The organism is Pseudomonas sp. (genome assembly GCF_030150285.1).
In the GTDB taxonomy this organism is placed as follows: Bacteria; Pseudomonadota; Gammaproteobacteria; order Pseudomonadales; family Pseudomonadaceae; genus Aquipseudomonas.
The window spans coordinates 142,698-166,449 of sequence record NZ_JASLGE010000079.1 but is presented as its reverse complement, the minus strand read 5'-3'; the positions used below and the strand labels follow the sequence as shown (position 1 = coordinate 166,449).

Here is a 23,752-nt window from a genome sequence, read left to right as displayed (position 1 = left end):
TTCCCTCTTTTATTACTCACGCAGGTTCACCTGCAACCGCCAGCGCCCATCCTGTGGCGCGCCGGCCCAGTCGCCCTGCAGGGCACGGGCCGCTACCACGGTCAGCACCAGCCCCCCCTCCGCACGTCGCACACGCCAGTTCACGGCCTTGCCATTGAACTTGAACTGGCCGCCCTGCGCCTTGCCTTGCGCCTCAAAAACAATAGCCACGGTGCCATCAACCTGCTCGCCATGCAGCCTGGGTTCGTCGTTGAACCACAGCACCAATTCCCCTGGCTGCACCTCAACCTGCTGCAGTTCTACAGGCTCAGGGGCGGTCAAACGCCCGATCATCAGGCCGACCATCATCCCCACAATTGCCAAAGAACCTAAAACCCGGGGCCAGAGTTTCGGTCTTGGGTCTTCTTCAGGCGTAGAATGCTGCCCATCTTTATATTCGGAGCCGTGCATGTTTCACGTCATCCTTTTTCAACCAGAAATTCCGCCGAACACCGGCAACATTATCAGGCTGTGCGCCAATAGCGGCTGCCACCTGCATTTGATCGAGCCTATCGGCTTTGAACTGGACGACAAGCGCTTGCGCCGTGCCGGGCTCGACTACCACGAGTACGCCCCGCTCAAGCGCCATGCTGACCTGGCCAGTTGCCTGGAAAGCCTGGGCCACCCGCGCCTGTTCGCCTTCACCACCAAAGGCTCCAAGCCGTTTCACGACGTGCAGTATGCCGAAGGCGATGCGTTTATCTTCGGCCCTGAAAGCCGCGGCTTGCCACCCGAAGTGCTGGACGCGCTGGACGGCGACCACCGCCTGCGCCTGCCCATGCGCGAAGGTTGCCGCAGCCTGAACCTGTCCAACACCGTAGCGGTAGCCGTGTACGAAGCCTGGCGGCAACTGGGCTTCAAATAGTACGAAAACCCGTAGGAGCGAGCTTGCTCGCGATCTTTTAATCTGTTTAAAAGACCGCGAGTTCGCTTTCGCCTACACAAAGCCCATAAAAAAAGCGCCTGTGCAGGCGCTTTTTTATGAGCTTGGCGCTGTTTATTGAACAGTCACGGAGCCTTCTTCCTGCATGCGCTGCAGTTCTTGCGCGTACAAGGCATCGAAGTTCACCGGAGCCAGCATCAGTGCCGGGAACGAGCCACGGGTCACCAGGCTGTCCAGTGTTTCACGGGCATACGGGAACAGAATATTCGGGCAGAACGCACCCAAGGTGTGGTTCATCGACGCTGGATCAAGGTTCTTGATCAGGAAGATGCCCGCTTGCTGAACTTCAGCAATGAACGCTACTTCGTCGCCGTTTTTCACGGTGACCGACAAGGTCAAAACCACTTCGTAGAAGTCACCTTCCAACGGCTTTTGACGAGTGTTCAGGTCCAGGCCAACACTAGGTTCCCACTGCTGACGGAAGATCGCCGGGCTTTTTGGCGCTTCAAACGACAAGTCACGCACGTAGATGCGTTGCAGGGAGAATTGTGGAGCGGTGTCTTCATCGCTAACAGCAGCGGTGTTCTGTTGGTCAGTCATCACAGATCCTTGTTGATCTTCGGGGCTTATAGAGAAAGTGAAAGTCAGACGTTCAGCAGCGCATTTAATTTACCAGCACGCTCCAGGGCAAACAGGTCATCGCAACCCCCCACGTGCAATTCGCCGATCCAGATTTGCGGGACCGAGGTACGGCCCGCCTTCTGGGCCATGTCGGCACGCACTTGAGGTTTACCGTCGACCTTGATTTCTTCAAAGGCGACGCCTTTGCTCTCAAGCAGGTACTTGGCACGTGAGCAATAGGGGCAATAGTCGCTGGAGTACACGATGACCTTGGGCATGATTACTTCACCACTGGCAGGTTGTCTGCGCGCCAGCTGGAAATGCCGCCGGACAGTTTCGCGGCCGTGTAGCCAGCCTTCAACAGCTCACGGGCGTGGCCGCCAGCATGCTGGCCCTGGGCATCAACCAGAATAATGGTTTTACCCTTGTGCTTGTCCAGCTCGGCAATACGCGCCATCAGCTTGTCTTGCGGGATGTTCAGCGCACCCACGATATGGCCGGCGGCGAAGTCCTTGGCCGGACGAATATCAATCACCACGCCTTCGTCGCGGTTAACCAGGCCGGTCAACTCGCCGGTGCTGATGCTACGACCGCCACGGCTCAATTCGTGGGCGATCAACAACGCCAACAAGATGACAAACGCGCCAACGAGCAGGTAGTGAGAAGTGGCAAATGCAATCAGGTGATCAACCATCAGAAAGTTCCAGGGCGGTAAAATGTGGGCCAGTATACACAGCCACCTTGGTCGGCCAAACCCCGCCCGGCGGTGACGCCACCTGAACTTCGCTTTAAACTCCCCGTCCTCTTCAACCCTTCTTTTAAACCAGCCACGAGTGGGATCTATGACTACCACGCCTAAACCTTTGGTCCTGATCATCCTGGATGGCTTCGGTCACAGTGAAAGCCACGAATACAACGCCGTTTTTTCGGCCAAAAAACCGGTGCTCGATCGCCTGTGCGCGAACCAGCCAAACGGCCTGATCTCAGGCTCTGGCATGGATGTGGGGCTGCCTGACGGGCAGATGGGTAACTCCGAAGTCGGCCACATGAACCTGGGGGCAGGCCGCGTGGTGTATCAGGATTTCACCCGTGTCACCAAGTCGATCCGTGACGGCGAGTTCTTCGAAAACCCGACGATTTGTGCCGCTGTCGACAAAGCCGTTGCTGCCGGCAAGGCCGTCCATATTCTGGGGCTGCTGTCGGACGGCGGCGTTCACAGCCATCAAGACCACCTCGTGGCGATGGCCGAGCTGGCCTTCAAGCGCGGTGCCGAAAAAATCTACCTGCACGCCTTCCTCGATGGCCGTGACACTCCGCCAAAGAGCGCCGCGTCCTCTATTGAGCTGCTGGATACGGCGTTCCAGACACTGGGCAAGGGCCGCATTGCCAGCCTGATCGGCCGTTACTTTGCCATGGACCGCGACAACCGCTGGGACCGTGTGGCCCAGGCCTACAACCTGATTGTCGATGGCAAAGGCGAATTCAACGCCGCCACCGCCCAGGAAGGCCTTGAGGCCGCTTACGCCCGTGGCGAAAGCGACGAGTTCGTCAAAGCCACCACCCTGGGCGAGCCCGTCAAGGTGGAAGACGGCGACGCCGTGGTGTTCATGAACTTCCGCGCCGACCGCGCCCGCGAGTTGAGCCGCGTCTTCGTTGAAGACCACTTCAGTGAGTTCGAACGGGCCCGCCAGCCAAAACTCGCCGGCTTCGTGATGCTCACCCAATACGCGGCCAGCATCCCGGCCCCCAGCGCCTTCGCGCCCGGCAGCCTGGAAAACGTGCTCGGCGATTACCTGGCCAAAAACGGCAAAACCCAGCTGCGCATTGCCGAAACCGAAAAGTACGCCCACGTGACGTTCTTCTTTTCGGGTGGCCGTGAAGAACCGTTTCCGGGTGAAACCCGCATTCTGGTGCCCTCCCCCAAAGTCGCGACCTACGACCTGCAGCCCGAAATGAGCGCGCCCGAAGTCACCGACAACATCGTCGACGCCATCGAAAACCAGCGCTATGACGTGATCGTGGTCAACTACGCCAACGGTGACATGGTCGGTCACAGCGGCGTATTTGATGCCGCAGTCAAGGCCGTGGAATGCCTGGACGCCTGCGTAGGCCGCATTGTCGAAGCCCTGGAAAAGGTCGGCGGCGAAGCCCTGATCACTGCCGACCACGGCAATGTCGAGCAAATGGAAGACGAGTCCACAGGCCAGGCGCACACCGCCCACACCTGCGAGCCCGTGCCGTTCATCTACGTTGGCAAACGCAACCTGAAGGTGCGCGAAGGTGGCGTGTTGGCTGACGTGGCACCGACCATGCTCAAGCTGCTGGGCCTGCCACAGCCTGAAGAAATGACCGGCACCAGCATCCTGATCGACGCGTAAGCTCCTCGCCCTGCACACGCAGCCGGTCGACGCTTGATTGCTCGCGATTTTTTAACACTCAAAAAATCGCGAGCACGCTCGTTCCCACAGGGCAGCTACAATTTCACCTTCACACATTTCTCATCCTCAACGATGGCGGGCATACTAGGCCGTCCCATTCCCCAGGTGTCGCCCGCCCCATGCTCCGCGCCCTTATAGCCCTTGCCCTCACGTGCCTGCTGCAACCGGCGTTTGCCGATGAGCGCGCGCAAACTCAACAACAACTGGAAGCCACCCGCCAGGATATCGGCGAGCTGAAAAAGCTCTTGGGCAAGCTCCAGGAAGAAAAATCGGGGGTGCAGAAAGACCTGCGCAGCACCGAAACCGAAATCGGCAAACTGGAGAAGCAGGTCGACACCCTGCAAAAAGAACTAAAAAAGAGTGAAGGCGAGCTGCTGCGCCTTGATAGCGAGAAAAAAAAACTCCACAGCGCAAAAATTGAACAGCAACGCCTGATCGCCATTCAGGCCCGTGCCGCGTATCAGGGCGGCCGTCAGGAATACCTGAAATTGCTGCTCAACCAACAAAACCCTGAAAAATTCGCCCGTACCCTCACCTACTATGACTACCTGAGCCAGGCCCGCCTGGATCAGCTCAAGGGCTTCAACGAAACCCTGCGCCAATTGGCCAACGTCGAAACCGAGATAAACCAGCAGCAGGCTCAATTGCTGAGCCAAAAAAGCAGCCTGGACAGCCAGCGCGCCGAACTCGATAAAGTACGCGCCGAACGTCAGCAAGTACTCGCCAAACTCAACACCGACGTCAAAAACCGCGATCAAAAGTTACAAGCTCGCGAGCAGGATCAAGCCGATCTGGCTAAAGTCCTCAAGACCATTGAGGAAACCCTCGCCCGTCAGGCCCGCGAAGCCGAGGAGGCGCGCCAGAAAGCATTGATTGCCCAGCAGGAAGCCGAGAGAAAACGCCAGCGCGAGGCTGAAACGGTCACCACCGACGCCCCGCGCAAACCCGTCAGGTCTACCCCGGGCGCACTGGTGTCCAGCGCCGGTGAAAGCTTTGGCGGACCTTTTTCTCAGGCCCGGGGCAAACTTCCATGGCCTGTTGATGGTCGACTGCTTGCGCGCTTCGGTGAAAGCCGGGGCGACGATTCCCGCGCCAAGTGGGACGGCGTGATGATCAGCGCGGGGGCAGGCACCCAGGTGCATGCCGTGCATGGCGGGCGCGTGGTGTTTGCCGACTGGCTGCGCGGCGCTGGCCAACTGGTCATTCTGGATCACGGTAATGGTTTCTTAAGCTTGTATGGCCACAATCAGACACTCCTCAAGTCGGCAGGTGACATCGTAAAAGCCGGGGACGTGATTTCTACCGTGGGCAACAGCGGTGGCCAGGCCACACCTGCGCTGTATTTTGCTATTCGTCAGCAGGGCCGCCCCAGCGACCCTGCACAATGGTGCCGTGCTCAAGGATGAGCCCATCACATTTAATACGTAGGAGTTCGTTCAACATGCCGCACTTGTCCCGCCTCAATTCGCTGGCCCTGACGATCGCCCTGGTGATTGGCTCGCCGCTGGCACTGGCTGCCGAGCCGACCGTGCCTTCGGCGGCCACCAGCAACGCCAGAGCGCCGTTGCCTCTGGAAGAGCTGCGTACCTTTGCCGAGGTCATGGACCGCATCAAGGCCGCGTATGTTGAACCCGTGGATGACAAGACCCTGCTGGAGAACGCCATCAAAGGCATGCTCAGCAACCTCGACCCGCACTCCGCGTACCTTGGCCCAGAAGACTTCGCCGAGTTGCAGGAGAGCACCAGCGGCGAGTTCGGCGGGCTAGGCATCGAAGTCGGCTCCGAAGACGGCAACATCAAAATCGTCTCGCCCATCGACGACACCCCGGCGAGCAAGGCCGGTATTCAGGCGGGCGACTTTATCGTCAAGATCAATGGCCAACCCACCCGCGGCCTGAGCATGACCGAAGCCGTGGACAAGATGCGTGGCAAGGTCGGCCAGAAAATCACCCTGACCCTGGTGCGCAATGGCGGCACGCCCTTCGACGTCACCCTGACGCGGGCCAATATCCAGGTCAAGAGCGTCAAGGCCCAGTTGCTTGAGGACGGCTACGGCTACATCCGCATCACCCAATTCCAGGTCAAGACCGGCGATGAAGTCGCTGCCGCGCTGGCCAAATTGCGCCGCGAGAACGGCAACAAGCGGCTCAAGGGCATCATCCTCGACCTGCGTAACAACCCCGGCGGCGTGCTGCAATCGGCGGTCGAAGTGGTCGACCACTTCATCAACAAAGGCTTGATCGTTTACACCAAGGGCCGTATCGCCAACTCGGAACTGCGCTTCTCAGCAACTGGCAAGGACCTGAGCGAAGGCGTGCCGCTGGTGGTGCTGATCAACGGCGGCAGTGCCTCAGCCTCGGAAATTGTCGCCGGTGCCTTGCAGGACCAAAAACGCGGCGTGGTGATGGGCACCACCAGCTTCGGCAAAGGTTCGGTGCAAACCGTACTGCCACTGAACAACGACCGTGCGCTGAAAATCACCACCGCGCTGTACTTCACGCCCAACGGCCGCTCGATCCAGGCCCAGGGTATCGTGCCGGACATCGAGGTCAGCCGCGCCAAGATCACTCGCGAGCAAGACACCGAGTACTACAAGGAAGCCGACCTGCAGGGCCATCTTGGCAATGGCAACGGTGGCGAAGACAAACCGACCGGTTCCACCCCCAAGGCCAAGCCCATGCCGCAGGATGATGACTTCCAGTTGAGCCAGGCTTTGAGCCTGCTCAAGGGTTTGAGCATCACACGCGGCAATTAACTGTGCGCCTCTGGTCTGTCATTGCCCTGCTCTGCTGCCTGAGCGGTGCCGCCCACGCGGCACCGGCCAGCCCTACCGAAACACCGCGCAAGGCGTACCTGAGCCTGATCATCGATGACCTGGGGCAGAACCTGCCACGTGACCGCCGCGTGCTGGCCCTGCCCGGCCCGGTCACCACCGCCGTCATGCCTGACACCCCGCACGCCGCCGAATTTGCCCGCGAAGCACACAAAGCCGGCAAAATCGTCATCCTGCACATGCCAATGGACCCGGCCACGGGGCCGTTCGCCTGGCACCCTGACCTGCCTCTGAATGAACTCGCCAAGCGCCTGGACGCCGCGTTCAAGGCCGTGCCCTACACCAGTGGCATCAACAACCACGAAGGCAGCCGCATGACCGCTCAGCCTCAGGCAATGGCCTGGTTGATGGCCGAACTGCAACAGCGACATAAATTCTTCGTCGACAGCCGAACCAGCGCCAGCACGGTCGCGGCGGCCGAAGCGCAAAAAATCGGCCTGGCCAGCGTGTCGCGGGACGTCTTTCTCGACAACGTGCGCACCGAAGACGCCATCACCCAACAGCTCAACACCGCAATCAAGCACGCTCGCACCCATGGGTCGGTGGTCGTGATCGGCCACCCGTACCCGCAAACCCTGGCAGTACTAGAACGGGAGTTGCCCAAACTCAAAGCACAGGGCATCGACTGGATCGACATCCGGCAAATGATCGGCGTGCGCAGTAACAAGGCGATGGACGGGCACGGCAAAAATGGCGTTTATCGCTGATTGGGCGATGTCGACAGGATATGTAGTCGCTGCCATAGGCTGCGATCGAGTGCGCGGCGAACGCCGACATGCTTTTGATCCAAGGGCCCCCTTAAACCACGCTGGCCGAACGCGGTTTTTGCGCAGTGGCCCACGGAGCAAGGCCTGTGGTGAAGGCATGTCGAGCCACAGCGAGACACCGAGTGGTAGGGGCATAAGCGTTTGGTTACTTTGCGCTTTCAAAGTGACACGGCGTAAAGCCGGGACCTTAAGTGGCCGTGACCGCAGCAATGGAAAGGATCGCTGAATGACAGCGCGGCTGTCATTGAGCTTTTAAAGATCAAAAGATCGCGAGCAAGCTCGCTCCTACGCAGAACTGAAGCGCGCCCCAGCTCTTTGCGCGACAGCGCGGCACCTAAGACGGGGCGGCCTCTCCTACGGATGGCAGAGTTTGTAGGAACGAGCTTGCTCGTGATCTTTTGATCTGGCTTTTGATCTAAAAGGGCCCCCTTAAACCACGCTGGCCGAACGCGGGTTTTGCGCAGTGGCTAACCCGGCAGGACGCCGGGTTAGCCGCGACACGGCCAAGGATGGCCGATCGTGGCGGCCCACGGAGCAAGGCCTGTGGTGAGGGCATGCCGAGCCACAGCGAGACACCGAGTGGTAGGGGCATAAGCGTTTGGTTACTTTGCGCTTTCAAAGTAACACGGCGTAAAGCCGGGACCTCAAGTGGCCGTGACCGCAGCAATGGAAAGGATTGCTGCACGACAGCGCGGCACCGTTTTTAAAGATCAAAAGATCGCGAGCAAGCTCGCTCCTACGGCCGTTTGGGCGGTTACAGATAGCGGGCGCGAATTTTATCCAGCTCACCTTCTGCCTTGAGCTGCTCCAATGCAGCTTGCAGCGTGTTCACCACGGCGTCGGGCACTTGCTTGTTCAACGCCAGGTACAGCTGCGCCTGATTGAAGCGCAGCACCGTCTTGAACCCCGAAATACCCACCTGTCGCGCTAAAAAGTAACCCGCCGGATCACCCGTGGCCCACAAGTCAATTTGGCGGTCCTGCAGCTTTTTGGCGTTGTCCTGATCACGCAACACAATCACGGGGGCCAGCCCCTGTTTTTCCAGTGACAGGGCAATTGCATCGCTCTTATAGGCACCGATGGTGTAATCACGAGCCTCATCAAGGGAGTTCAGCGTAATCGGGCTGTCGGCCCGGGCCAGTAACACCCAATCATCCGGCCCCAGAGGCCCAACCCATTTAAACAACGTCTCGCGCTCTGGGATGCGCGCGGTCACAAACACGCCGTAGCCCGGGTTATCGAGCGTCAGGTTATAAATGCGCTCCCACGGGAACCGCAGGGTGAGGCTGTAGCCGATGCCGGCACGTTTGAAGGTTTCACGCAGAATATCGACGGCAATGCCTTCAACATTATCGTCCTGAGCGTAGTTCTTGCCGTTTTTGGCCATGTTGTACGGGGGGAAATTTTCCGTCAGCAAATGCAAGGCGTACTGCGAGGTGTTCGCGCTATAGGCGTTCCCTACGAACCACAGCGTGGATCCAGCAAGCGCGAGCAAAATACGTTTAAACATGACAGACGACCCAAATCCATGGTGCCCACAAGAGTGCCGTGGGCTCGCCATGCTGTCCAGTAGCTATTGGTTTAATACCGGCACACCGTACCCATGCCTAAAAAACACATAAATACGCTTATCGCAATTCCATGCATGTTTGACTAGCGCCTATCCAAAAAACAACATATAGCCCGCTCTGGCAGGATTGCATATGAAACGACTATCCATGCAAATGTTACTCATAACTTCTATCACCTGTTCTGCCTTTTCCCAGGCCGATACAGTGCCCAATCAAATAAATGTTGACGGTCTTGTCCAACTGTCACAAACACACCCGTCACGTTCATCTCAATGGACAGGTATTGGCAGAGTCCGAGGCCCCAACGCATCAATATGCACCGCCAGCCTCATTGATACACGCCAACAAAACAGCGACTTAAAAACCACACCCGCTTATATCATGACCTCGCAACGATGCTTCAACTCCAATCAAAATGGTCACTACCGCTACTCTGGCGGCACAGAAGTCAATATCAACACCTCCGGGAGTGTGTATTTCAACCACTTCAATAACACGCTGGGGCAGACCAAAAACTACACACTCAAAACCGTCGTCTGGCAGAGCGACAACCGCTCCAGTATTTCAATCATTGAGTTGAATGAACCGCTGTCGACGTTGTTAGAAGCAGGTATTCACCCACTAAAAATCGCATCACATACACCCCCCACCGGCACCGACATAACTGCTCTGGGAATCCCTCACGCCAGCAATCTCTACGCCACCTACTGCAAGCAGTTGGACCCGGTCGATACGCTCAGCCACCCGTGGGTGAGCACCCACATGCTGCCAAATCGTTGTGCTTCCTTATCGACGGGCGGGTATGGAGGGCCGGTTCTAAACAACGCTAACAACGAACTGATCAGCCTGATTGTCGCCAGCACTCACACTGCAGATAGCAACAACACATGCCAGGCATTCACGCCGTGCGAAATCACAGGACGGTCCACCCACTGGAACGCCGACACGCACTACACCCTCGCAGTGTCATTTCTCAGCCCGTGCTTTCCCAAGGGTGTATTCAATGTGAATGCTAGCGACTGTTCCTTAAGCAAACAGAACGTGCCGCCCTTAAAAGATCCTCTGCGTATTCCTGCCCGTATCCTTGAACACAAAACGACGGCCGGCAGCACCCGCCCTGCAGAGTTCTTTACTGTTGCCCTGCGTGAAGCGCCCCCTTACATTCGCTATAAATACACCCATGACGCACAGGCATGCAACAGCGGAAAAGATTACAGCCCTCTACTCACTCCCGAAGACAACGAAATAAAATTCACCCTCGATGAAACGACAGGCTTGCACCTGCTTTGTATTGTTGGCTTGAATAACCCAGATGCAACACCTGACGAAATTACATTTAAATCAATACTTGCGATCGAACGACTGAAAGCGACTGCTGCACTGCCGCCCTTGGTCAAATTATTCCCAACCCATTATAACCCTACACTGACGCCACTACTGGATAACAGCCACAGTGCCTACTGGACTCACGCCTCACCATTTCATGAGCATTACGAGTACAAACATGGGCCTTATCATGCGGTTGACTGCATGAGCCCCGAAGGGTATCAACCGGTTATCGACATGAGTGTCTGGCTGGATAGGTTATTTGCTCAGGGAACTATTGACCCCAACCTGTACGCCGGCCTCGATCTTTCATCACCCGCAACAAAACGAATCATGGGGAAACTCGATAAAAATCAGGCCTTAAAATTTATCCCTCACCATGATCACACGATCAAATTATGCACAGTATCTTATAATCGCGAGAATGTCGCATCTGCGCCGTCTACTTATATATTCGAACAACACTAGTCACTCTAGATTGTGCGCCCCCTCGTTGCGCATCACTTTAAACTCTAAAACATTTAATCTTTACAGCCAAAGATCGTCTATTTACATTTAAATTACAGGGCACCCTATGAAACCCTCGTTAATACCATTCCTTATTATTCTTAGCTCGCTCTCCCTAAGCACGCACGCCAATACAGCCAACGGTGTGACAGAAGAAAGCCCCAGCGGGCGGGTTCAACGCTCGAACCCATTAAACACTCACGCACCCGCATGGGCAGGCATTGGCAGGCTGCAAAACTCACGCTACTCATATTGTTCAGCGACCCTGATAGACACTCGCACCACCGAGGCGTCTTCAGCAAATTCCCCCGCCTATATCATCACTTCACAGCACTGTTTCAATACAGACCATACGGATAAATACAGCTATTTTGGCGGTATACAGCGCGACATACCCACACGAGGAAAAGTCCACTTCAACAAGTTTGAAGACACCCGCGAATTGATAAAAAGCTACACATTGAAGAAAATCGCCTGGCAAAGTGACAGGGGTTTCGACCTGGCTATCATTGAACTAGATAAGCCCTTGGCTCATTTGATAAACGCCGGTATAGAACCTTTAAAAATAGCCCTCGAAACACCCCCCACCGGCACAGCCATTACGGCCTTGGGCATCCCTAAAAAAAGCCATCTTCATGCCACACACTGCACCCAACTACCCTTTGTCTCGGTGGCCAGTCACCCTTGGGTCGGCACAGCTCTTCTGGCGAATAAATGCACAGATCTGACGCCAGGTGCACGGGGAGGACCGGTGCTTGACAAGACAACGAACGAGTTGATCAGCGTGATGGTCGCCACCAGCCATGGAGCCAACGCTAATGAAAAGTGCCTGAGCCTTTCACCGTGTGAGCTTAAGGACGATCAATCACAGTGGAACCCGAATACGTATTACACCCGCCCCGTATCGTTTCTCAACCACTGCTTCACCGACGGTACATTTACCCCTGACGCTAACCGTTGTGAGCTGAAGAAACTGCCTTCCCTCTGGGTCAAGAATGGGCATTACCCCGCCGCGCGAATCCTTGAAAAAACAGCTGCAGGTCCTGATACTCATCTCGATACCGTTGATATTGAGCTATCCCTGAAAACGCCGTTCTACCGTTATCACTATACTCACGACATCAATAGTTGCCTCTCCGAAGACCAGTACAGCCAAAGTATAAGTAGCGATGAGGGCCGTTTGAAATTCACACTGGATGATGCAACAGGTATGCACTACGCCTGCGTCATTGGCGTTTCTTCCGAAGAAGCACCACCGCCCACGAACGTTTATACATCCGCCAAAATAATTGCAATTGAACGGTTCAAGGCCACAGCACAATTAAGCCCGGACATAACCATTGAAAGGGAGTCTAAAAACAGCGACCTGTTTTATGTGTCATTCAAACACGTGTCGCCATTCTTTGAGCATTTCATCGTAAAAGCTGGCGACTATGCGACGACCGACTGTTCAAGCGCAGAAGGATACGCGGCTATTTTTCCAGCCGACTTTGATGGCAACAGGTTAACGTACGATACCAATCCAAACTTTCTGGAAATAACCTATCAAGGCCACTTGCGCGTGCCAAGAATTAGAACGTCTGACGCGCCATGGTTTGGCCAAACTATCACTCGAGAGTTCACGGCCAAGGAACAAGCTATCAAGGTATGTGCGATTTCATACAACCGTGAAAAGGTCCCGATGGCCGCACAAACCTATATTTTGAAACCGCTCTAGCCCACGCTTGCTGCCCAGGCACATGCCTGCCACGCCCCTTGTTATCAGGCGCGGCAGGCAAGTGGTCAGCGCACCACAATCCCGCGCTCAGCCATATAGGCCTTGGCTTCTGGCACGGTGTATTCGCCGAAGTGGAAAATACTCGCCGCCAATACTGCACTGGCGTGACCTTCAAGGATGCCGTCAGCCAAATGCTGCAGGTTGCCGACACCGCCCGAGGCAATCACCGGAATGCCCAGCGCATCGCTGATGGCACGGGTAACGCCCAGGTCAAAGCCGTTTTTCATACCATCCTGGTCCATGCTGGTCAGCAGGATTTCACCCGCGCCCAGGCCTTCCATCTTCATTGCCCACTCGACCGCATCAAGCCCGGTAGGCTTGCGACCGCCGTGGGTGAAGATTTCCCAGCGCGGGGTTTCGCCCGGCCCGGAGACTTTCTTGGCATCAATGGCGACGACGATGCACTGCGAGCCGAAATGTTGCGCGGCTTCGCCTACGAACTCCGGGTTAAACACCGCTGCCGTATTGATCGACACCTTGTCGGCACCGGCATTGAGCAAGTTGCGGATGTCCTGGATGCAGCGCACGCCACCGCCCACGGTTAGCGGGATAAATACCTGGCTGGCCATGCGCTCGACGGTATGCAGCGTGGTATCACGACCGTCGACGCTGGCGGTGATGTCGAGAAAGGTAATCTCGTCAGCACCCTGCTCGTTGTAACGGCGAGCGATTTCTACCGGGTCGCCCGCATCGCGGATGTTCTCGAACTTGACGCCCTTCACAACCCGACCGTTATCCACGTCCAGGCAAGGGATGATGCGCTTAGCTAACGCCAAAAGCTTAATCTCCGATTAAGAAGCTGCAGGCTTCAAGCTGCAAGAAAAGGCAGAACGCGGTCGCACTTTAACTTGCAGCTTGAGGCTTATGACTTGGAGCTGGCCGCGTAGCTGTCACAAAAGGCCTGAGCCTCAGCCACATCCAGGGTGCCTTCGTAGATCGCCCGGCCGGTGATGGCACCGATAATGCCAGGGGCCTTGGCGTCCAGCAGGGCTTTGATATCGCCCAGGTTGTGGATGCCGCCCGACGCGATCACCGGTATGCGGGTGGCCGCTGCCAGCGCCGCGGTGTAGCTCACGTTACAACCTTGCATCATGCCGTCTTTGGCGATGTCGGTATAAACAATGGACGACACGCCGTCTGACTCAAACTGCTTGGCCAGGTCGATAACATTGACCGTGCTGATTTCAGCCCAGCCGTCAGTGGCCACGAAACCATCTTTGGCGTCCAGGCCCACAATGATCTTGCCCGGGAACGCACGGCAGGCTTCGGCAACAAAGGCCGGATCCTTTACCGCTTTGGTGCCGATGATTACGTAGCTGACGCCCGCCTTGACGTAATGCTCAATGGTTTCAAGCGAACGGATGCCGCCGCCGATCTGGATCGGCAATTGCGGGTAGCGCTTGGCGATGGCGGTCACCACCTCACCATTGACGGGCTGGCCTTCGAAAGCGCCGTTCAGGTCAACCAGGTGCAGGCGGCGGCAACCGCCGTCTACCCATTTGGCAGCCATGCTCACCGGGTCATCGGAAAACACCGTGGAATCTTCCATGCGGCCTTGGCGCAGGCGAACACAGGCACCGTCTTTAAGATCGATAGCGGGGATAATTAGCATGCTTTCTCCTACGTCGTAAGAGCTGCAAGTTTTGAGCGGCAAGCGGCAAGAAAAAGCGGAGTGAGGTCTCGCTCTAACTTGCGGCTATTAGCTTGAGGCTTTCAGCTGACTCAATTCTTTTCGAGCGCCCACACGTCGCTTTCGATGCTCTCGAACCTCTCTTTGAGGTGCGCCTGTACATCGAAAATCGCGCGGTTGTAGTAATGCGGCGCGATTTCGCGGGTGAACAGTTCCAGGATCTCAGCCGCTTCGAACGAACCCAGGTCCAGTTCAAAGCGATCTTGCATAAAGCGTTTGATCTTGCTGTTGGCTTCGCTCTCTTGCTCGGGTGTGAGCGTGAGGATCGGCGGCTTCTTGCGGGGGGCCATTACCAGCGCCCGTCCCAAGCCACGAAGTTCTCCAGCAACTGCAAGCCGTGGGTATGGCTTTTTTCAGGGTGGAACTGCACCGCGAAACGCGACCCTTCGGCCAGCGCGGCCGCAAAATCGACGCCGTAATGCCCGCCACCGACCACCTGGCGAGGATTGCCCGCCGCGATGTAGTAACTGTGCACAAAATAAAAGCGCGCCAGGTCCGGGATGCTGTGCCACAGCGGGTGGTCGACCTTCTGCTGCACCTCGTTCCAGCCCATGTGCGGCACTTTAAGGTGCTCGCCATCTTCGTGCAGGTCTTTGCCGAAAAATTTCACCTGGCCCGGGAACAGTCCGATGCAATCAACGCCGCCGTTCTCTTCACTGCTATCGAGCAAGGCTTGCATGCCCACACAAATCCCGAGAAAGGGCCGGTCCTTGCTGACTTCGCGCACCAGCGAGTCGAAACCCAAGCGGCGGATTTCAGCCATGCAGTCGCGAATCGCGCCCACACCGGGAAACACCACACGGTCAGCTTCGCGAATCACATCGGCATCACTGGTGATCAGCACACGCCCGGCACCTACGTGCTCCAGCGCCTTGGCCACCGAATGCAGGTTGCCCATGCCGTAATCGATTACCGCCACTGTCTGCATCAGAGCACGCCCTTGGTCGAAGGCATTTGCCCAGCCATACGCTCGTCAAGCGTGATTGCCATGCGCAGTGCACGACCGAACGCCTTGAACACGGTTTCGATCTGGTGGTGAGTGTTGGTGCCGCGCAGGGTATCGATGTGCAGCGTCACGTTGGCGTGGTTCACGAAGCCCTGGAAGAACTCCTGAAACAGGTCAACATCGAAGCCGCCGACGGTAGCGCGGGTATAGGGGATGTGCATTTGCAGGCCCGGACGGCCAGAAAAGTCGATAACCACACGCGACAGTGCTTCATCCAGCGGAACATAAGCGTGACCGTAGCGGGTCATGCCTTTTTTGTCGCCGACCGCCTGGCTGAAGGCCTTGCCCAGGGTAATGCCAACATCTTCGACGGTATGGTGATCGTCGATATGCAGGTCGCCTTTGCACTCGATGTCCAGGTCGATCAGCCCATGTCGGGCGATCTGGTCGAGCATGTGCTCAAGAAAAGGAACGCCGATATCAAATCGGGCCTTACCGGTACCATCCAAGTTGATCGAGGCTTTAATCTGGGTTTCCAGAGTATCGCGCTCGACTGACGCCTTACGTTCGGCCATCACCAGCTCCGCAAAATCATTGGGCGAAAAAGGTGGCCATTATAGGCACGGGTCAGGCAAACAGAAACATGGAAGGGGATGAGCGTACGTAAAACCCTGCAGGAGCGAGCGGGCCCGCGATCTTTTGAGCATTGAAAAGATCGCAGGCAATCGAACGTCGACCGACCGCTCCTACCGATTAACCACGGGGTTAGTTAAACAACACCGCCGTTTTCTGCACCGTGACCCACACGCCCCACAACAATGGAATGCCCACGGCCAGCCATGCAGCGATCACCAAAGGCCGGCTGCCCGCTTCGGCTTTCCACTCCAGCGAGGTCGTCGAATCGGCCCCCTTGTCATGCCCCAGCGCTTGCTCGGCGGCCAGTTCGGCATCGGTCATGAAGTACTTGTCCGCCACCGGCCGCACCAGCAGGTTGCAGAGAAAGCCCAGCACCAGCAGGCCGGCAAGAATGTACAGGGTGATGTCATACGCCGCCGCTCGCTCCACACCGATGCTCAACTGGTACTCACGCAAGTAGTTGACCAAGACCGGCCCCAGCACGCCCGCTGCCGCCCAAGCGGTCAGCAGGCGCCCGTGAATCGCGCCCACCATTTGTGTGCCGAACAGATCCGCCAGATACGCCGGCACCGTGGCAAAACCGCCGCCGTACATCGACAGAATGATGCAGAACGCCGCCACAAACAGCGAGATGTTGCCCAGATGGCCGAGGTTCGGGATCATCGCGTACAGCGCAAAGCCCAGGGCAAAGAACACGAAGTAGGTGTTTTTGCGCCCCAGATAATCCGAGAACGAAGCCCAGAAGAAACGACCGCCAATATTGAACAGGCTCAGCAAGCCGGTGAAACCGGCGGCAATGGCTGCAATTTGCACTAACTGGCCGGCGTCCAGTTCGCTGAAGGTCAGGCCGTTACCCAGCAACTTGCCGGCAAACACTTCCTGCAGCAACGGCGACGCCATGCCCAGAATGCCGATACCCGCCGACACGTTCAGGCACAACACCAGCCACACCAGCGCAAACTGCGGGGTTTTCCAGGCCACACTCACGTGCACGTGGCGCTGGGTAATCATGGCGTTGGCCGCTTTTTTCACCGGTGGCGACCAGCCTTCAGGTTTCCAACCCGTAGGCGGCACGCGGTAAGACAAAGCACCGCCGATCATGAACACAAAGTAAATGAGTGCCATCACCACAAAGCTCTGCCACACGCCCACGCCATCCGGCCCGGCGAAATGCCCCATGAGGACAGCCGCCAGCGGTGCCCCCACCATGGCACCGCCACCAAAGCCCATGATCGCCATGCCAGTCGCCATGCCGCGTTTATCCGGGAACCACTTGATCAGCGTCGAAACGGGTGAGATATAGCCCAGGCCCAGCCCAATACCACCAATAACCCCCGAACCCAGCCACATCAGCCAGATCTGATGGGTGTAGATGCCCAAGGCAGAAATCAGCAGGCCGCCGCACCAGCACAGCGCCGACACCACACCGGCCTTGCGCGGGCCAGCATGTTCAAGCCAGCCACCCCAGACCGCGGCCGAGCACCCGAGAAAAATGAAAAACAGCGTGTAGATCCAGCCAAGCATTGAAATGGGCCAGTCGCATTGCGACGAAAACACTTGAGCGATAAAGCTCATGTCAGGCGCACAGGCCACGGGCGCAGTCACGCCCAAAGCCTTGGACAACGGTATCCAGAACACCGAAAAGCCATAGGCCATACCGATGCACAGGTGGATGGCCAGTGCGGCAGGCGGAACCAGCCAGCGGTTGAAACCGGGTTTAGCAATAATGCGCTCCTTGGACAGGAACGCAGGCGGCGAGGCAATGCCCGCAGCAGTACTTGTAGTCATTGGTGTCTCCCCCATGTATGAACACGCCTCCCAGACACGCATGACCCCCGGCTTTGGCACCTTGCGGCACACAGCCATTATTTGGAGTCACGTTCAGGGCGAGACAATTCGCCGCAGAAGGTCTGAAAAACAGCCCGAGATTACCACTGGAGTGTAGGACAAAGCCCCTGTTGATACGCTGTTTCATCATGCAACTGATCTGGAACGATCCGCCCCCCAGTCCGCCAGCGCGTGGCGCTATACTCTGCGGCTAAATTTTAAAACTTCCCTTATTCAGACTTACAAGGACTCGCCCATGAAAGCGCTCGGCAAAATCCTGGGTCTGGTGTTTCTCGGACTGTTGCTGATCATCGTGGCCCTGGGCTTTGCCCTCAGCCATCTGTTCGATCCCAACGACTATAAAGACGAGATCCGCCAGATAGCCCGCGACAAGGCCCACATTGAGCTGACCCTCAATGGCGATATCGGCTGGAGCCTGTTCCCTTGGCTTGGCCTTGAACTGCACGACGCCAGCGTGGCAACCCTGGCAGCCCCGAACAAACCGTTTGCCGAATTGCAAATGCTGGGTCTGTCAGTGCGTGTGCTGCCGCTGCTGCGTAAAGAAGTGCAGATGAGCGATGTCCGTGTTGAAGGCCTGAACCTGCGGCTTAACCGCGACAAGAATGGCCACGGCAACTGGCAAGACATTGGTCAACCCGTCGCGTCCGCCACGGCCCCCGCACCCGCCGGTAGCGACCCCGCGCCTGTCAGCAAGCCGGAAACGTCCAGCCAGCCGCTCAAGCTGGATATCGACAGCTTGACCGTGAACAACGCGCGCGTGGAATACAGCGACGAGCAGAACGGCCAGCAATTCAGCGCCGAAAGCATCCAGTTGAGCACCGGCCCCATCCACGAAGCCACCAGTACACCGGTCAAATTGACGGCCTTCTTGGGCACCAACCAGCCGGTCATTCGGGTCAAGACCGAGGTCGACGGCAAGCTGCGTTTTGACCGTATCCTCAAACGCTATCAGTTCGAGGACATGAAAGTTATCGGTGAAGCCTCGGGCGAACCGCTGCAAGGCAAAACCATGACATTCGCCGCTCAGGGCCAATTATTGGTAGATCTGGCTGCAAACGTCGCCGAATGGAACAGCCTGAAGCTTTCGGCCAACCAATTGCGCGCCCTTGGAGAGCTCAAGGCCCGCAACCTCGATACCACGCCACAGATAACGGGTGGCCTGTCGGTTGCCCAACTCGACCTGGCCACATTCCTCGACAGCATCGGCCATCCCCTTCCCGCCATGGCACCGGGCAGCCTCAGTGCGGTCGAACTGGTCACCCGCCTTACAGGCACGCCCACCAGCGTGGTGTTCGACGAACTTAACCTGAAGGTCGATAACAGCACGTTCACGGGCCAGGTCGCGGTTGATGATTTCGCCAAGCAAGCGCTGCGTATCCAGCTCAAAGGCGACACGTTCGACGCCGATCGCTACATGCCACCGGAATCTGCCGATGGCAACAGCGCCAAGGTTGCGCGCCAGGCCGAAGTACAAGGCGGCGAAGCACAGGCACTGACGGCATCGGGTGACTCGCCGCTGCCACAAGCGCCGACCACCAGCGGCTGGAGCACGAGCAAAATCATTCCAGTGGCACGCCTCAAGGCGCTGGACCTGAATGCCGACATCAGCGTCGGCCAACTGACCCTCAGCAAACTGCCGATCCAGAATGCGGTGCTCAAAGCCAATGGCAAGGCAGGGCTGCTGACGCTCGAGAGCCTGCGCGGCAACCTCTACAAGGGCAGTTTCGCCGCCAACGGCAGCCTGGATGTGCGCCCCCTGCAGCCTATGATCAACCTGCAAACCCGCATCAATAACGTTCCTGTCGAGAAAATCCTCCAAAGCCAGGGCCAAAAACCTCCGGTGACTGGCCTGTTGACGCTTAACAGCAACCTAACGGCCAGCGGCAACAGCGAACGCGCATTGATCCAAAGCCTCAACGGCACCGCCAGCTTCGCGCTGAACGACGGGGTGCTGCTCAATGCCAACCTTGAACAACAACTGTGCCGGGGCATCGCGACACTCAACCGCAAAACCCTCAGCGCTGCCAACCGGGGCAAAGACACACCGTTCAACGACCTCAAGGGCAGCCTGGTTGTGCGCAACGGCGTGGCCAGTAACCCGGACCTGATCGTGCGCATTCCCGGTTTGAGCGTCAAAGGGGACGGCGACATTGACCTGCGCGTACTGGGCATGGACTACCGCATCGGCATAACGGTCGAAGGCGACACCCGCGCCATGCCGGACCCGGCCTGTCAGGTCGGCAAGAACTTTGTGGGTATCGAGTTGCCCTTACGCTGCCGTGGCCCACTGGAACTGGGCGCCAAAGCGTGCCGCCTGGACAATGAAGGCCTGGGCAAGGTGGCTGCCAAAATCGCCGGTAACAAGATCAGCGAAAAACTGGAAGAGAAGCTGGGCGACAAGGTCAGCCCAGAGCTCAAAGACGCCCTCAAAGGGTTGTTTAAGCGATGAGAGACGAGCAATTCTCTGCGGCGGTGCTGGACTGGTATGACCGCCACGGCCGCCACGACCTGCCCTGGCAACAGGGCATTACGCCTTACCGGGTGTGGGTGTCCGAGATCATGTTGCAGCAAACCCAGGTCAGCACCGTGCTCAATTACTTCGACCGGTTTATGGCATCGTTGCCAACGGTCGAAGCGCTGGCTGCCGCACCCGAGGACGAAGTCCTGCACCTGTGGACCGGCCTGGGTTATTACACCCGAGCGCGAAACTTGCAAAAAACCGCGAAAATCGTCGTCGAGCAATACGAAGGCGAATTCCCGCGAGACGTCGAGAAACTGGTCGAACTGCCCGGCATCGGGCTCTCCACCGCCGGGGCGATTGCCAGCCTGAGCATGGGCTTGCGCGCACCGATCCTGGACGGCAACGTCAAGCGCGTGCTGGCCCGCTACACCGCGCAAGAGGGCTACCCGGGCGAACCCAAGGTTGCCAAACAACTGTGGGCCACCGCCGAGCGTTTCACGCCCCATGACCGTGTCAACGCTTACACCCAAGCGATGATGGACATGGGGGCTACGCTGTGTACCCGCAGCAAACCCAGTTGCCTGCTGTGCCCGCTTGAACCTGGCTGTGAAGCCCATTTACTGGGCGTCGAGACCCGCTACCCGATCCCCAAGCCACGCAAAACCATTCCGCAAAAGCGCACCCTGATGCCGCTGCTGGCGAACGCCGAGGGCGAGATCCTGCTTTACCGCCGCCCGTCGATCGGTTTGTGGGGCGGTTTGTGGAGCTTGCCTGAACTGGATGACCTCAAGGACATCGAGCACCTGGCGCTTCAGCACTCACTGGCCCTGGGCGACCGGCAGGCACTGCCTGGCCTGACCCACACCTTCAGCCACTTTCAACTGGCCATCGAACCGTGGCTGGTGCACGTCGATACACGCGGCCACCACGTGGCCGAGGCGGATTGGCTCTGGTATAACCTCGCCACCCCGCCGCGCCTGGGCCTTGCTGCTCCGGTGAAGAAGCTGCTCAAACGTGCAGCCGACCTATTACATGCAGGAGAGACGTCATGACCCGCACCATCATGTGCCGCAAGTACAAAGAAGAACTGCCCGCCCTGGAACGCCCACCGTACCCGGGTGCCAAAGGCCAGGACATTTTCGAACACGTCTCGGCCAAGGCTTGGGCCGACTGGCAAAAACACCAAACCCTGCTGATCAACGAAAAGCGTTTGAACATGATGAACGCTGAAGACCGTAAATATTTGCAGGGCGAAATGGATAAGTTCTTCAGCGGCGAGGAATATGCCAAAGCTGAAGGCTACGTTCCGCCAAGCGAGTAAACCCCGGTTTTAAAGGGTTTCGCCCGTAAGCGACGGTAATAATTAAATATTTTTCAAAAAAGTGTTTGACGGGTCATCGAAAAAAGCTTCTAATGCGCCCCGTTGCCCAGATAGCTCAGTCGGTAGAGCAGGGGATTGAAAATCCCCGTGTCGGCGGTTCGATTCCGTCTCTGGGCACCACATTCAGCTTTGAAGTGGTGTTCACATCACTGCAAAGCAAACAAGAAACCCGCCTAGTGCGGGTTTTTTGTTGGGCGCGATTTAGGCCGGGTGCCATCCCTGCTCTTGGCGTTTGCAGAGGGATGGGGTTCAATCCTCTCTTCAGCCTGAAGGACACACATTCATGTCATCGCCCAAGAAACAGCAAAAGCACGCACAGCGGGCCAAAACCAAAGCCAGGCAGAACCGCATCGGTAAACCTGCCAAGGCTTCGGCTTCAACGTTGATCGATCACCCCTTCGACGACGTGAAGATCGACCTGAGTACGTTCGACTTTCAGGACATCAAGGAAAACGGCTTCGAACCTTCAGACTTCGATGACCTGTTCCAGGCCATGAAGGCGGCTGAAAGCATCAGCCTGCAAACCCTGTGCAGTGTCTTCCTGCAATACCCGGTACTGGAATTGGTGATCTCGGAAGAAAACGAAGAGGACGCCACTGATTTCCTGATGGGCCTGCTGATCGCTTTCCGCATGACCGTTCACGGCGACGACGAAGACAGCGCCCTGGCCTGGGTCGAAACCCCGGTTTTTCAGGAGGCTTACGTCAGCGCCTCTGCCCTGCTGGCCGAACGCAGCGCCCGGAGCTCGCACTGACCGCCGCACTGAGTGAACCTGTCAGCCTGGCGTTTACTGAAACGGCGGCTGACGGCTATCGGCTAGGTGGCCTGCAGTGGTGCCACCGCTCGCCCGACCCAGCCCGCGCCGTCGTTATCATCAATGCCGCCACCTCCGTGCGCTGTTCGTACTACGCACGGTTTGCCGACTACCTGTTTAGCCACGGCCTTGACGTGATGGTGTTTGACTATCGTGGCATCGGTGCCTCACGCCCCCGATCACTGCGCGGCTTTCAAGCGTCGTGGTCGGATTGGGCCGCGCTGGACTTTGAAGCGCTGCTGCAACGCGCACAGCGCGAATTCCCGGGCCAGCCGATTGATGTGGTCGGCCATAGCTTTGGGGGCTGCGCAGCGGGCCTGGCGGCCTCCGGGGCGATGATTCGACGGTTGGTGACCGTGGGTGCGCAATTTGCCTACTGGCGCGACTATGCGCCCCAGCAGCGCTGGCAGATGCTCGCCAAATGGCACGTGGTCATGCCGGCGCTGACCCGGCTCTGCGGCTACTTTCCCGGGAAACGTCTTGGCTGGCTGGAAGACACCCCCTCAGGCGTGGTCCAGGACTGGGCGACCCTGAGCAGCACCCTGGAGACGCGCCCCAGCGCCCGCAAATGCCAACCCCTGCCCTTTGCCAGCGTCACCGCCAACACCCTGGCCATCAGCCTGAGCGACGATCCTTTCGGCACGGTGGCCGCCATTGAGCGCTTACTCAATTACTTCAGCGCCAGCGACCGCCAACACTTGCGCATAGACCCGGCTGATATTGGCGAAGCCGCCATAGGCCATTTCGCATTCTTCAACAGCCGCTTTCAAAAAAGCTTGTGGCCCATTGCTTTGCACTGGCTGCAAAAAGGAACACTGCAAGACGGCACACCGGGCACTTTAATCCCCAAGCAGTCGCGGTAAACCTGCGCTACTGTCTTACGGGTTAGCCCCGGCACAGCCCTCCGGCTTTAGCACGCGCACGCGCGACGGTGGGTTTTGGGCCAGCTTGCTGGCCGGGCGGCGCGGGCGCACCAACAACTCTCCCCCGCAGTTCGGGCACAGCCCCCCTAACACTTGCTCCGAGCACGACGCACAAAACGTGCACTCAAACGAACAAATACGCGCCAGTGGTGAGTCCGCCGGCAAATCGCGATTACAGCATTCACAGTTAGGGCGTAGTTCCAGCATGGTGATACCTCATTCAATGAATGACACGAACCCTCAAGCAAAGCCCTAAAGCGCAACAAGCGCAACAAGCGCAACACAGGGGCG

24 protein-coding genes and 1 tRNA gene are annotated in these 23,752 nt (G+C 57.7%); 13 read left to right on the top strand and 12 right to left on the bottom strand.

Annotated features, from left to right (window positions below; genetic code table 11):
- Window positions 1-12 precede the first annotated feature (12 nt).
- Window positions 13-450: a hypothetical protein gene (locus tag Q1W15_RS19085; RefSeq protein WP_300730975.1), complete on the bottom strand. Its 438-nt coding sequence runs from the start codon at window positions 448-450 to the stop codon at window positions 13-15.
- On the opposite strand from Q1W15_RS19085, the gene trmL reads away from it, so the two are divergent.
- The gene (gene trmL, locus Q1W15_RS19080) at window positions 449-904 is read left to right on the top strand and encodes a tRNA (uridine(34)/cytosine(34)/5-carboxymethylaminomethyluridine(34)-2'-O)-methyltransferase TrmL (protein WP_300730973.1); all 456 of its coding nucleotides are present in this window, start codon (window positions 449-451) and stop codon (window positions 902-904) included. The two genes, Q1W15_RS19085 and trmL, sit on opposite strands and share 2 nt — an antisense overlap.
- Before the next feature lie 132 nt (window positions 905-1,036).
- Here the strand turns inward: trmL and secB are convergent, their stop codons facing one another.
- From secB to Q1W15_RS19065, 3 genes are read right to left on the bottom strand one after another with little or no spacing between them, the layout of a single operon-like run.
- On the bottom strand, window positions 1,037-1,522 hold the full coding sequence (gene secB, locus Q1W15_RS19075) for a protein-export chaperone SecB (RefSeq protein WP_300730971.1): 486 nt from the start codon (window positions 1,520-1,522) through the stop codon (window positions 1,037-1,039).
- A gap of 44 nt (window positions 1,523-1,566) precedes the next feature.
- Entirely contained in the window at window positions 1,567-1,821 is a 255-nt protein-coding gene (gene grxC / locus Q1W15_RS19070; protein WP_300730969.1) for a glutaredoxin 3, read from the bottom strand.
- Window positions 1,822-1,823: 2 nt separating this feature from the next.
- Entirely contained in the window at window positions 1,824-2,237 is a 414-nt protein-coding gene (locus Q1W15_RS19065) for a rhodanese-like domain-containing protein (protein ID WP_300730967.1), read from the bottom strand.
- 148 nt (window positions 2,238-2,385) lie between these two features.
- Here Q1W15_RS19065 and gpmI point away from each other — a divergent pair, with 148 nt between their 5' ends.
- The 4 genes from gpmI (at window position 2,386) to Q1W15_RS19045 (ending at window position 7,521) form a co-directional block, all read left to right on the top strand.
- The gene (gene gpmI, locus Q1W15_RS19060; RefSeq protein WP_300730965.1) at window positions 2,386-3,921 is read left to right on the top strand and encodes a 2,3-bisphosphoglycerate-independent phosphoglycerate mutase; all 1,536 of its coding nucleotides are present in this window, start codon (window positions 2,386-2,388) and stop codon (window positions 3,919-3,921) included.
- 179 nt (window positions 3,922-4,100) lie between these two features.
- The gene (locus Q1W15_RS19055) at window positions 4,101-5,387 is read left to right on the top strand and encodes a murein hydrolase activator EnvC (RefSeq protein WP_300730963.1); all 1,287 of its coding nucleotides are present in this window, start codon (window positions 4,101-4,103) and stop codon (window positions 5,385-5,387) included.
- 35 nt (window positions 5,388-5,422) lie between these two features.
- Window positions 5,423-6,736 (top strand): S41 family peptidase, encoded by a 1,314-nt coding sequence (locus tag Q1W15_RS19050; RefSeq protein WP_300730962.1) that lies wholly within the window; start codon window positions 5,423-5,425, stop codon window positions 6,734-6,736.
- A gap of 2 nt (window positions 6,737-6,738) precedes the next feature.
- Window positions 6,739-7,521 (top strand): divergent polysaccharide deacetylase family protein, encoded by a 783-nt coding sequence (locus Q1W15_RS19045; RefSeq protein ID WP_300730960.1) that lies wholly within the window; start codon window positions 6,739-6,741, stop codon window positions 7,519-7,521.
- A gap of 814 nt (window positions 7,522-8,335) precedes the next feature.
- On the opposite strand, the gene Q1W15_RS19040 is transcribed toward Q1W15_RS19045, so the two are convergent.
- Window positions 8,336-9,091 carry an ABC transporter substrate-binding protein gene (locus Q1W15_RS19040; RefSeq protein ID WP_300730958.1) on the bottom strand — a complete coding sequence of 252 codons (756 nt, stop codon included), beginning with the start codon at window positions 9,089-9,091 and terminating at the stop codon, window positions 8,336-8,338.
- A 193-nt stretch (window positions 9,092-9,284) separates the two neighbouring features.
- On the opposite strand from Q1W15_RS19040, the gene Q1W15_RS19035 reads away from it, so the two are divergent.
- Together Q1W15_RS19035 and Q1W15_RS19030 are read left to right on the top strand one after the other, a co-directional pair.
- Window positions 9,285-10,946: a hypothetical protein gene (locus tag Q1W15_RS19035; protein WP_300730956.1), complete on the top strand. Its 1,662-nt coding sequence runs from the start codon at window positions 9,285-9,287 to the stop codon at window positions 10,944-10,946.
- 106 nt (window positions 10,947-11,052) lie between these two features.
- Complete coding sequence (locus Q1W15_RS19030; protein WP_300730954.1) at window positions 11,053-12,702, top strand: trypsin-like serine protease; 1,650 nt, start codon at window positions 11,053-11,055, stop codon at window positions 12,700-12,702.
- Window positions 12,703-12,767: 65 nt separating this feature from the next.
- Here the strand turns inward: Q1W15_RS19030 and hisF are convergent, their stop codons facing one another.
- The 6 genes from hisF to Q1W15_RS19000 all read right to left on the bottom strand — a co-directional run bounded on the left by hisF (window position 12,768) and on the right by Q1W15_RS19000 (window position 17,822).
- Window positions 12,768-13,538 (bottom strand): imidazole glycerol phosphate synthase subunit HisF, encoded by a 771-nt coding sequence (gene hisF / locus Q1W15_RS19025; RefSeq protein ID WP_300730952.1) that lies wholly within the window; start codon window positions 13,536-13,538, stop codon window positions 12,768-12,770.
- 86 nt (window positions 13,539-13,624) lie between these two features.
- Window positions 13,625-14,374, bottom strand: coding sequence for a 1-(5-phosphoribosyl)-5-[(5-phosphoribosylamino)methylideneamino]imidazole-4-carboxamide isomerase (hisA, locus tag Q1W15_RS19020; protein WP_300730950.1), 750 nt, complete (start codon window positions 14,372-14,374; stop codon window positions 13,625-13,627).
- Window positions 14,375-14,484: 110 nt separating this feature from the next.
- Complete coding sequence (locus Q1W15_RS19015; RefSeq protein ID WP_300730948.1) at window positions 14,485-14,742, bottom strand: DUF2164 domain-containing protein; 258 nt, start codon at window positions 14,740-14,742, stop codon at window positions 14,485-14,487.
- Window positions 14,742-15,380 carry an imidazole glycerol phosphate synthase subunit HisH gene (gene hisH / locus Q1W15_RS19010; protein WP_300730946.1) on the bottom strand — a complete coding sequence of 213 codons (639 nt, stop codon included), beginning with the start codon at window positions 15,378-15,380 and terminating at the stop codon, window positions 14,742-14,744. Before hisH ends, Q1W15_RS19015 begins: the two co-directional genes overlap by 1 nt.
- On the bottom strand, window positions 15,380-15,973 hold the full coding sequence (hisB, locus tag Q1W15_RS19005) for an imidazoleglycerol-phosphate dehydratase HisB (protein WP_300730944.1): 594 nt from the start codon (window positions 15,971-15,973) through the stop codon (window positions 15,380-15,382). The genes hisH and hisB overlap by 1 nt, the downstream gene beginning before the upstream one ends.
- A 190-nt stretch (window positions 15,974-16,163) precedes the next feature.
- The gene (locus tag Q1W15_RS19000) at window positions 16,164-17,822 is read right to left on the bottom strand and encodes an OFA family MFS transporter (protein ID WP_300730942.1); all 1,659 of its coding nucleotides are present in this window, start codon (window positions 17,820-17,822) and stop codon (window positions 16,164-16,166) included.
- Between the two features lie 295 nt (window positions 17,823-18,117).
- Between Q1W15_RS19000 and Q1W15_RS18995 the strand changes: the two genes are divergently transcribed.
- From Q1W15_RS18995 to Q1W15_RS18970, 6 genes are all read left to right on the top strand, one after another.
- On the top strand, window positions 18,118-20,331 hold the full coding sequence (locus Q1W15_RS18995; RefSeq protein ID WP_300730940.1) for an AsmA family protein: 2,214 nt from the start codon (window positions 18,118-18,120) through the stop codon (window positions 20,329-20,331).
- Window positions 20,328-21,395: an A/G-specific adenine glycosylase gene (gene mutY, locus Q1W15_RS18990; RefSeq protein WP_300730938.1), complete on the top strand. Its 1,068-nt coding sequence runs from the start codon at window positions 20,328-20,330 to the stop codon at window positions 21,393-21,395. Before Q1W15_RS18995 ends, mutY begins: the two co-directional genes overlap by 4 nt.
- A complete protein-coding gene (locus Q1W15_RS18985) occupies window positions 21,392-21,664 on the top strand; it encodes an oxidative damage protection protein (RefSeq protein ID WP_300730936.1) in 273 nt (90 codons plus the stop codon). The genes mutY and Q1W15_RS18985 overlap by 4 nt, the downstream gene beginning before the upstream one ends.
- A gap of 104 nt (window positions 21,665-21,768) precedes the next feature.
- Window positions 21,769-21,844 (top strand) — tRNA-Phe (locus tag Q1W15_RS18980).
- Between the two features lie 163 nt (window positions 21,845-22,007).
- The gene (locus tag Q1W15_RS18975; RefSeq protein WP_300730934.1) at window positions 22,008-22,478 is read left to right on the top strand and encodes a hypothetical protein; all 471 of its coding nucleotides are present in this window, start codon (window positions 22,008-22,010) and stop codon (window positions 22,476-22,478) included.
- A gap of 8 nt (window positions 22,479-22,486) precedes the next feature.
- On the top strand, window positions 22,487-23,401 hold the full coding sequence (locus tag Q1W15_RS18970) for an alpha/beta fold hydrolase (RefSeq protein ID WP_300730998.1): 915 nt from the start codon (window positions 22,487-22,489) through the stop codon (window positions 23,399-23,401).
- A 15-nt stretch (window positions 23,402-23,416) separates the two neighbouring features.
- Here Q1W15_RS18970 and Q1W15_RS18965 read toward each other — a convergent pair whose 3' ends face one another.
- Window positions 23,417-23,668 carry a DUF1272 domain-containing protein gene (locus Q1W15_RS18965; RefSeq protein ID WP_300730932.1) on the bottom strand — a complete coding sequence of 84 codons (252 nt, stop codon included), beginning with the start codon at window positions 23,666-23,668 and terminating at the stop codon, window positions 23,417-23,419.
- Window positions 23,669-23,752: the final 84 nt, after the last annotated feature.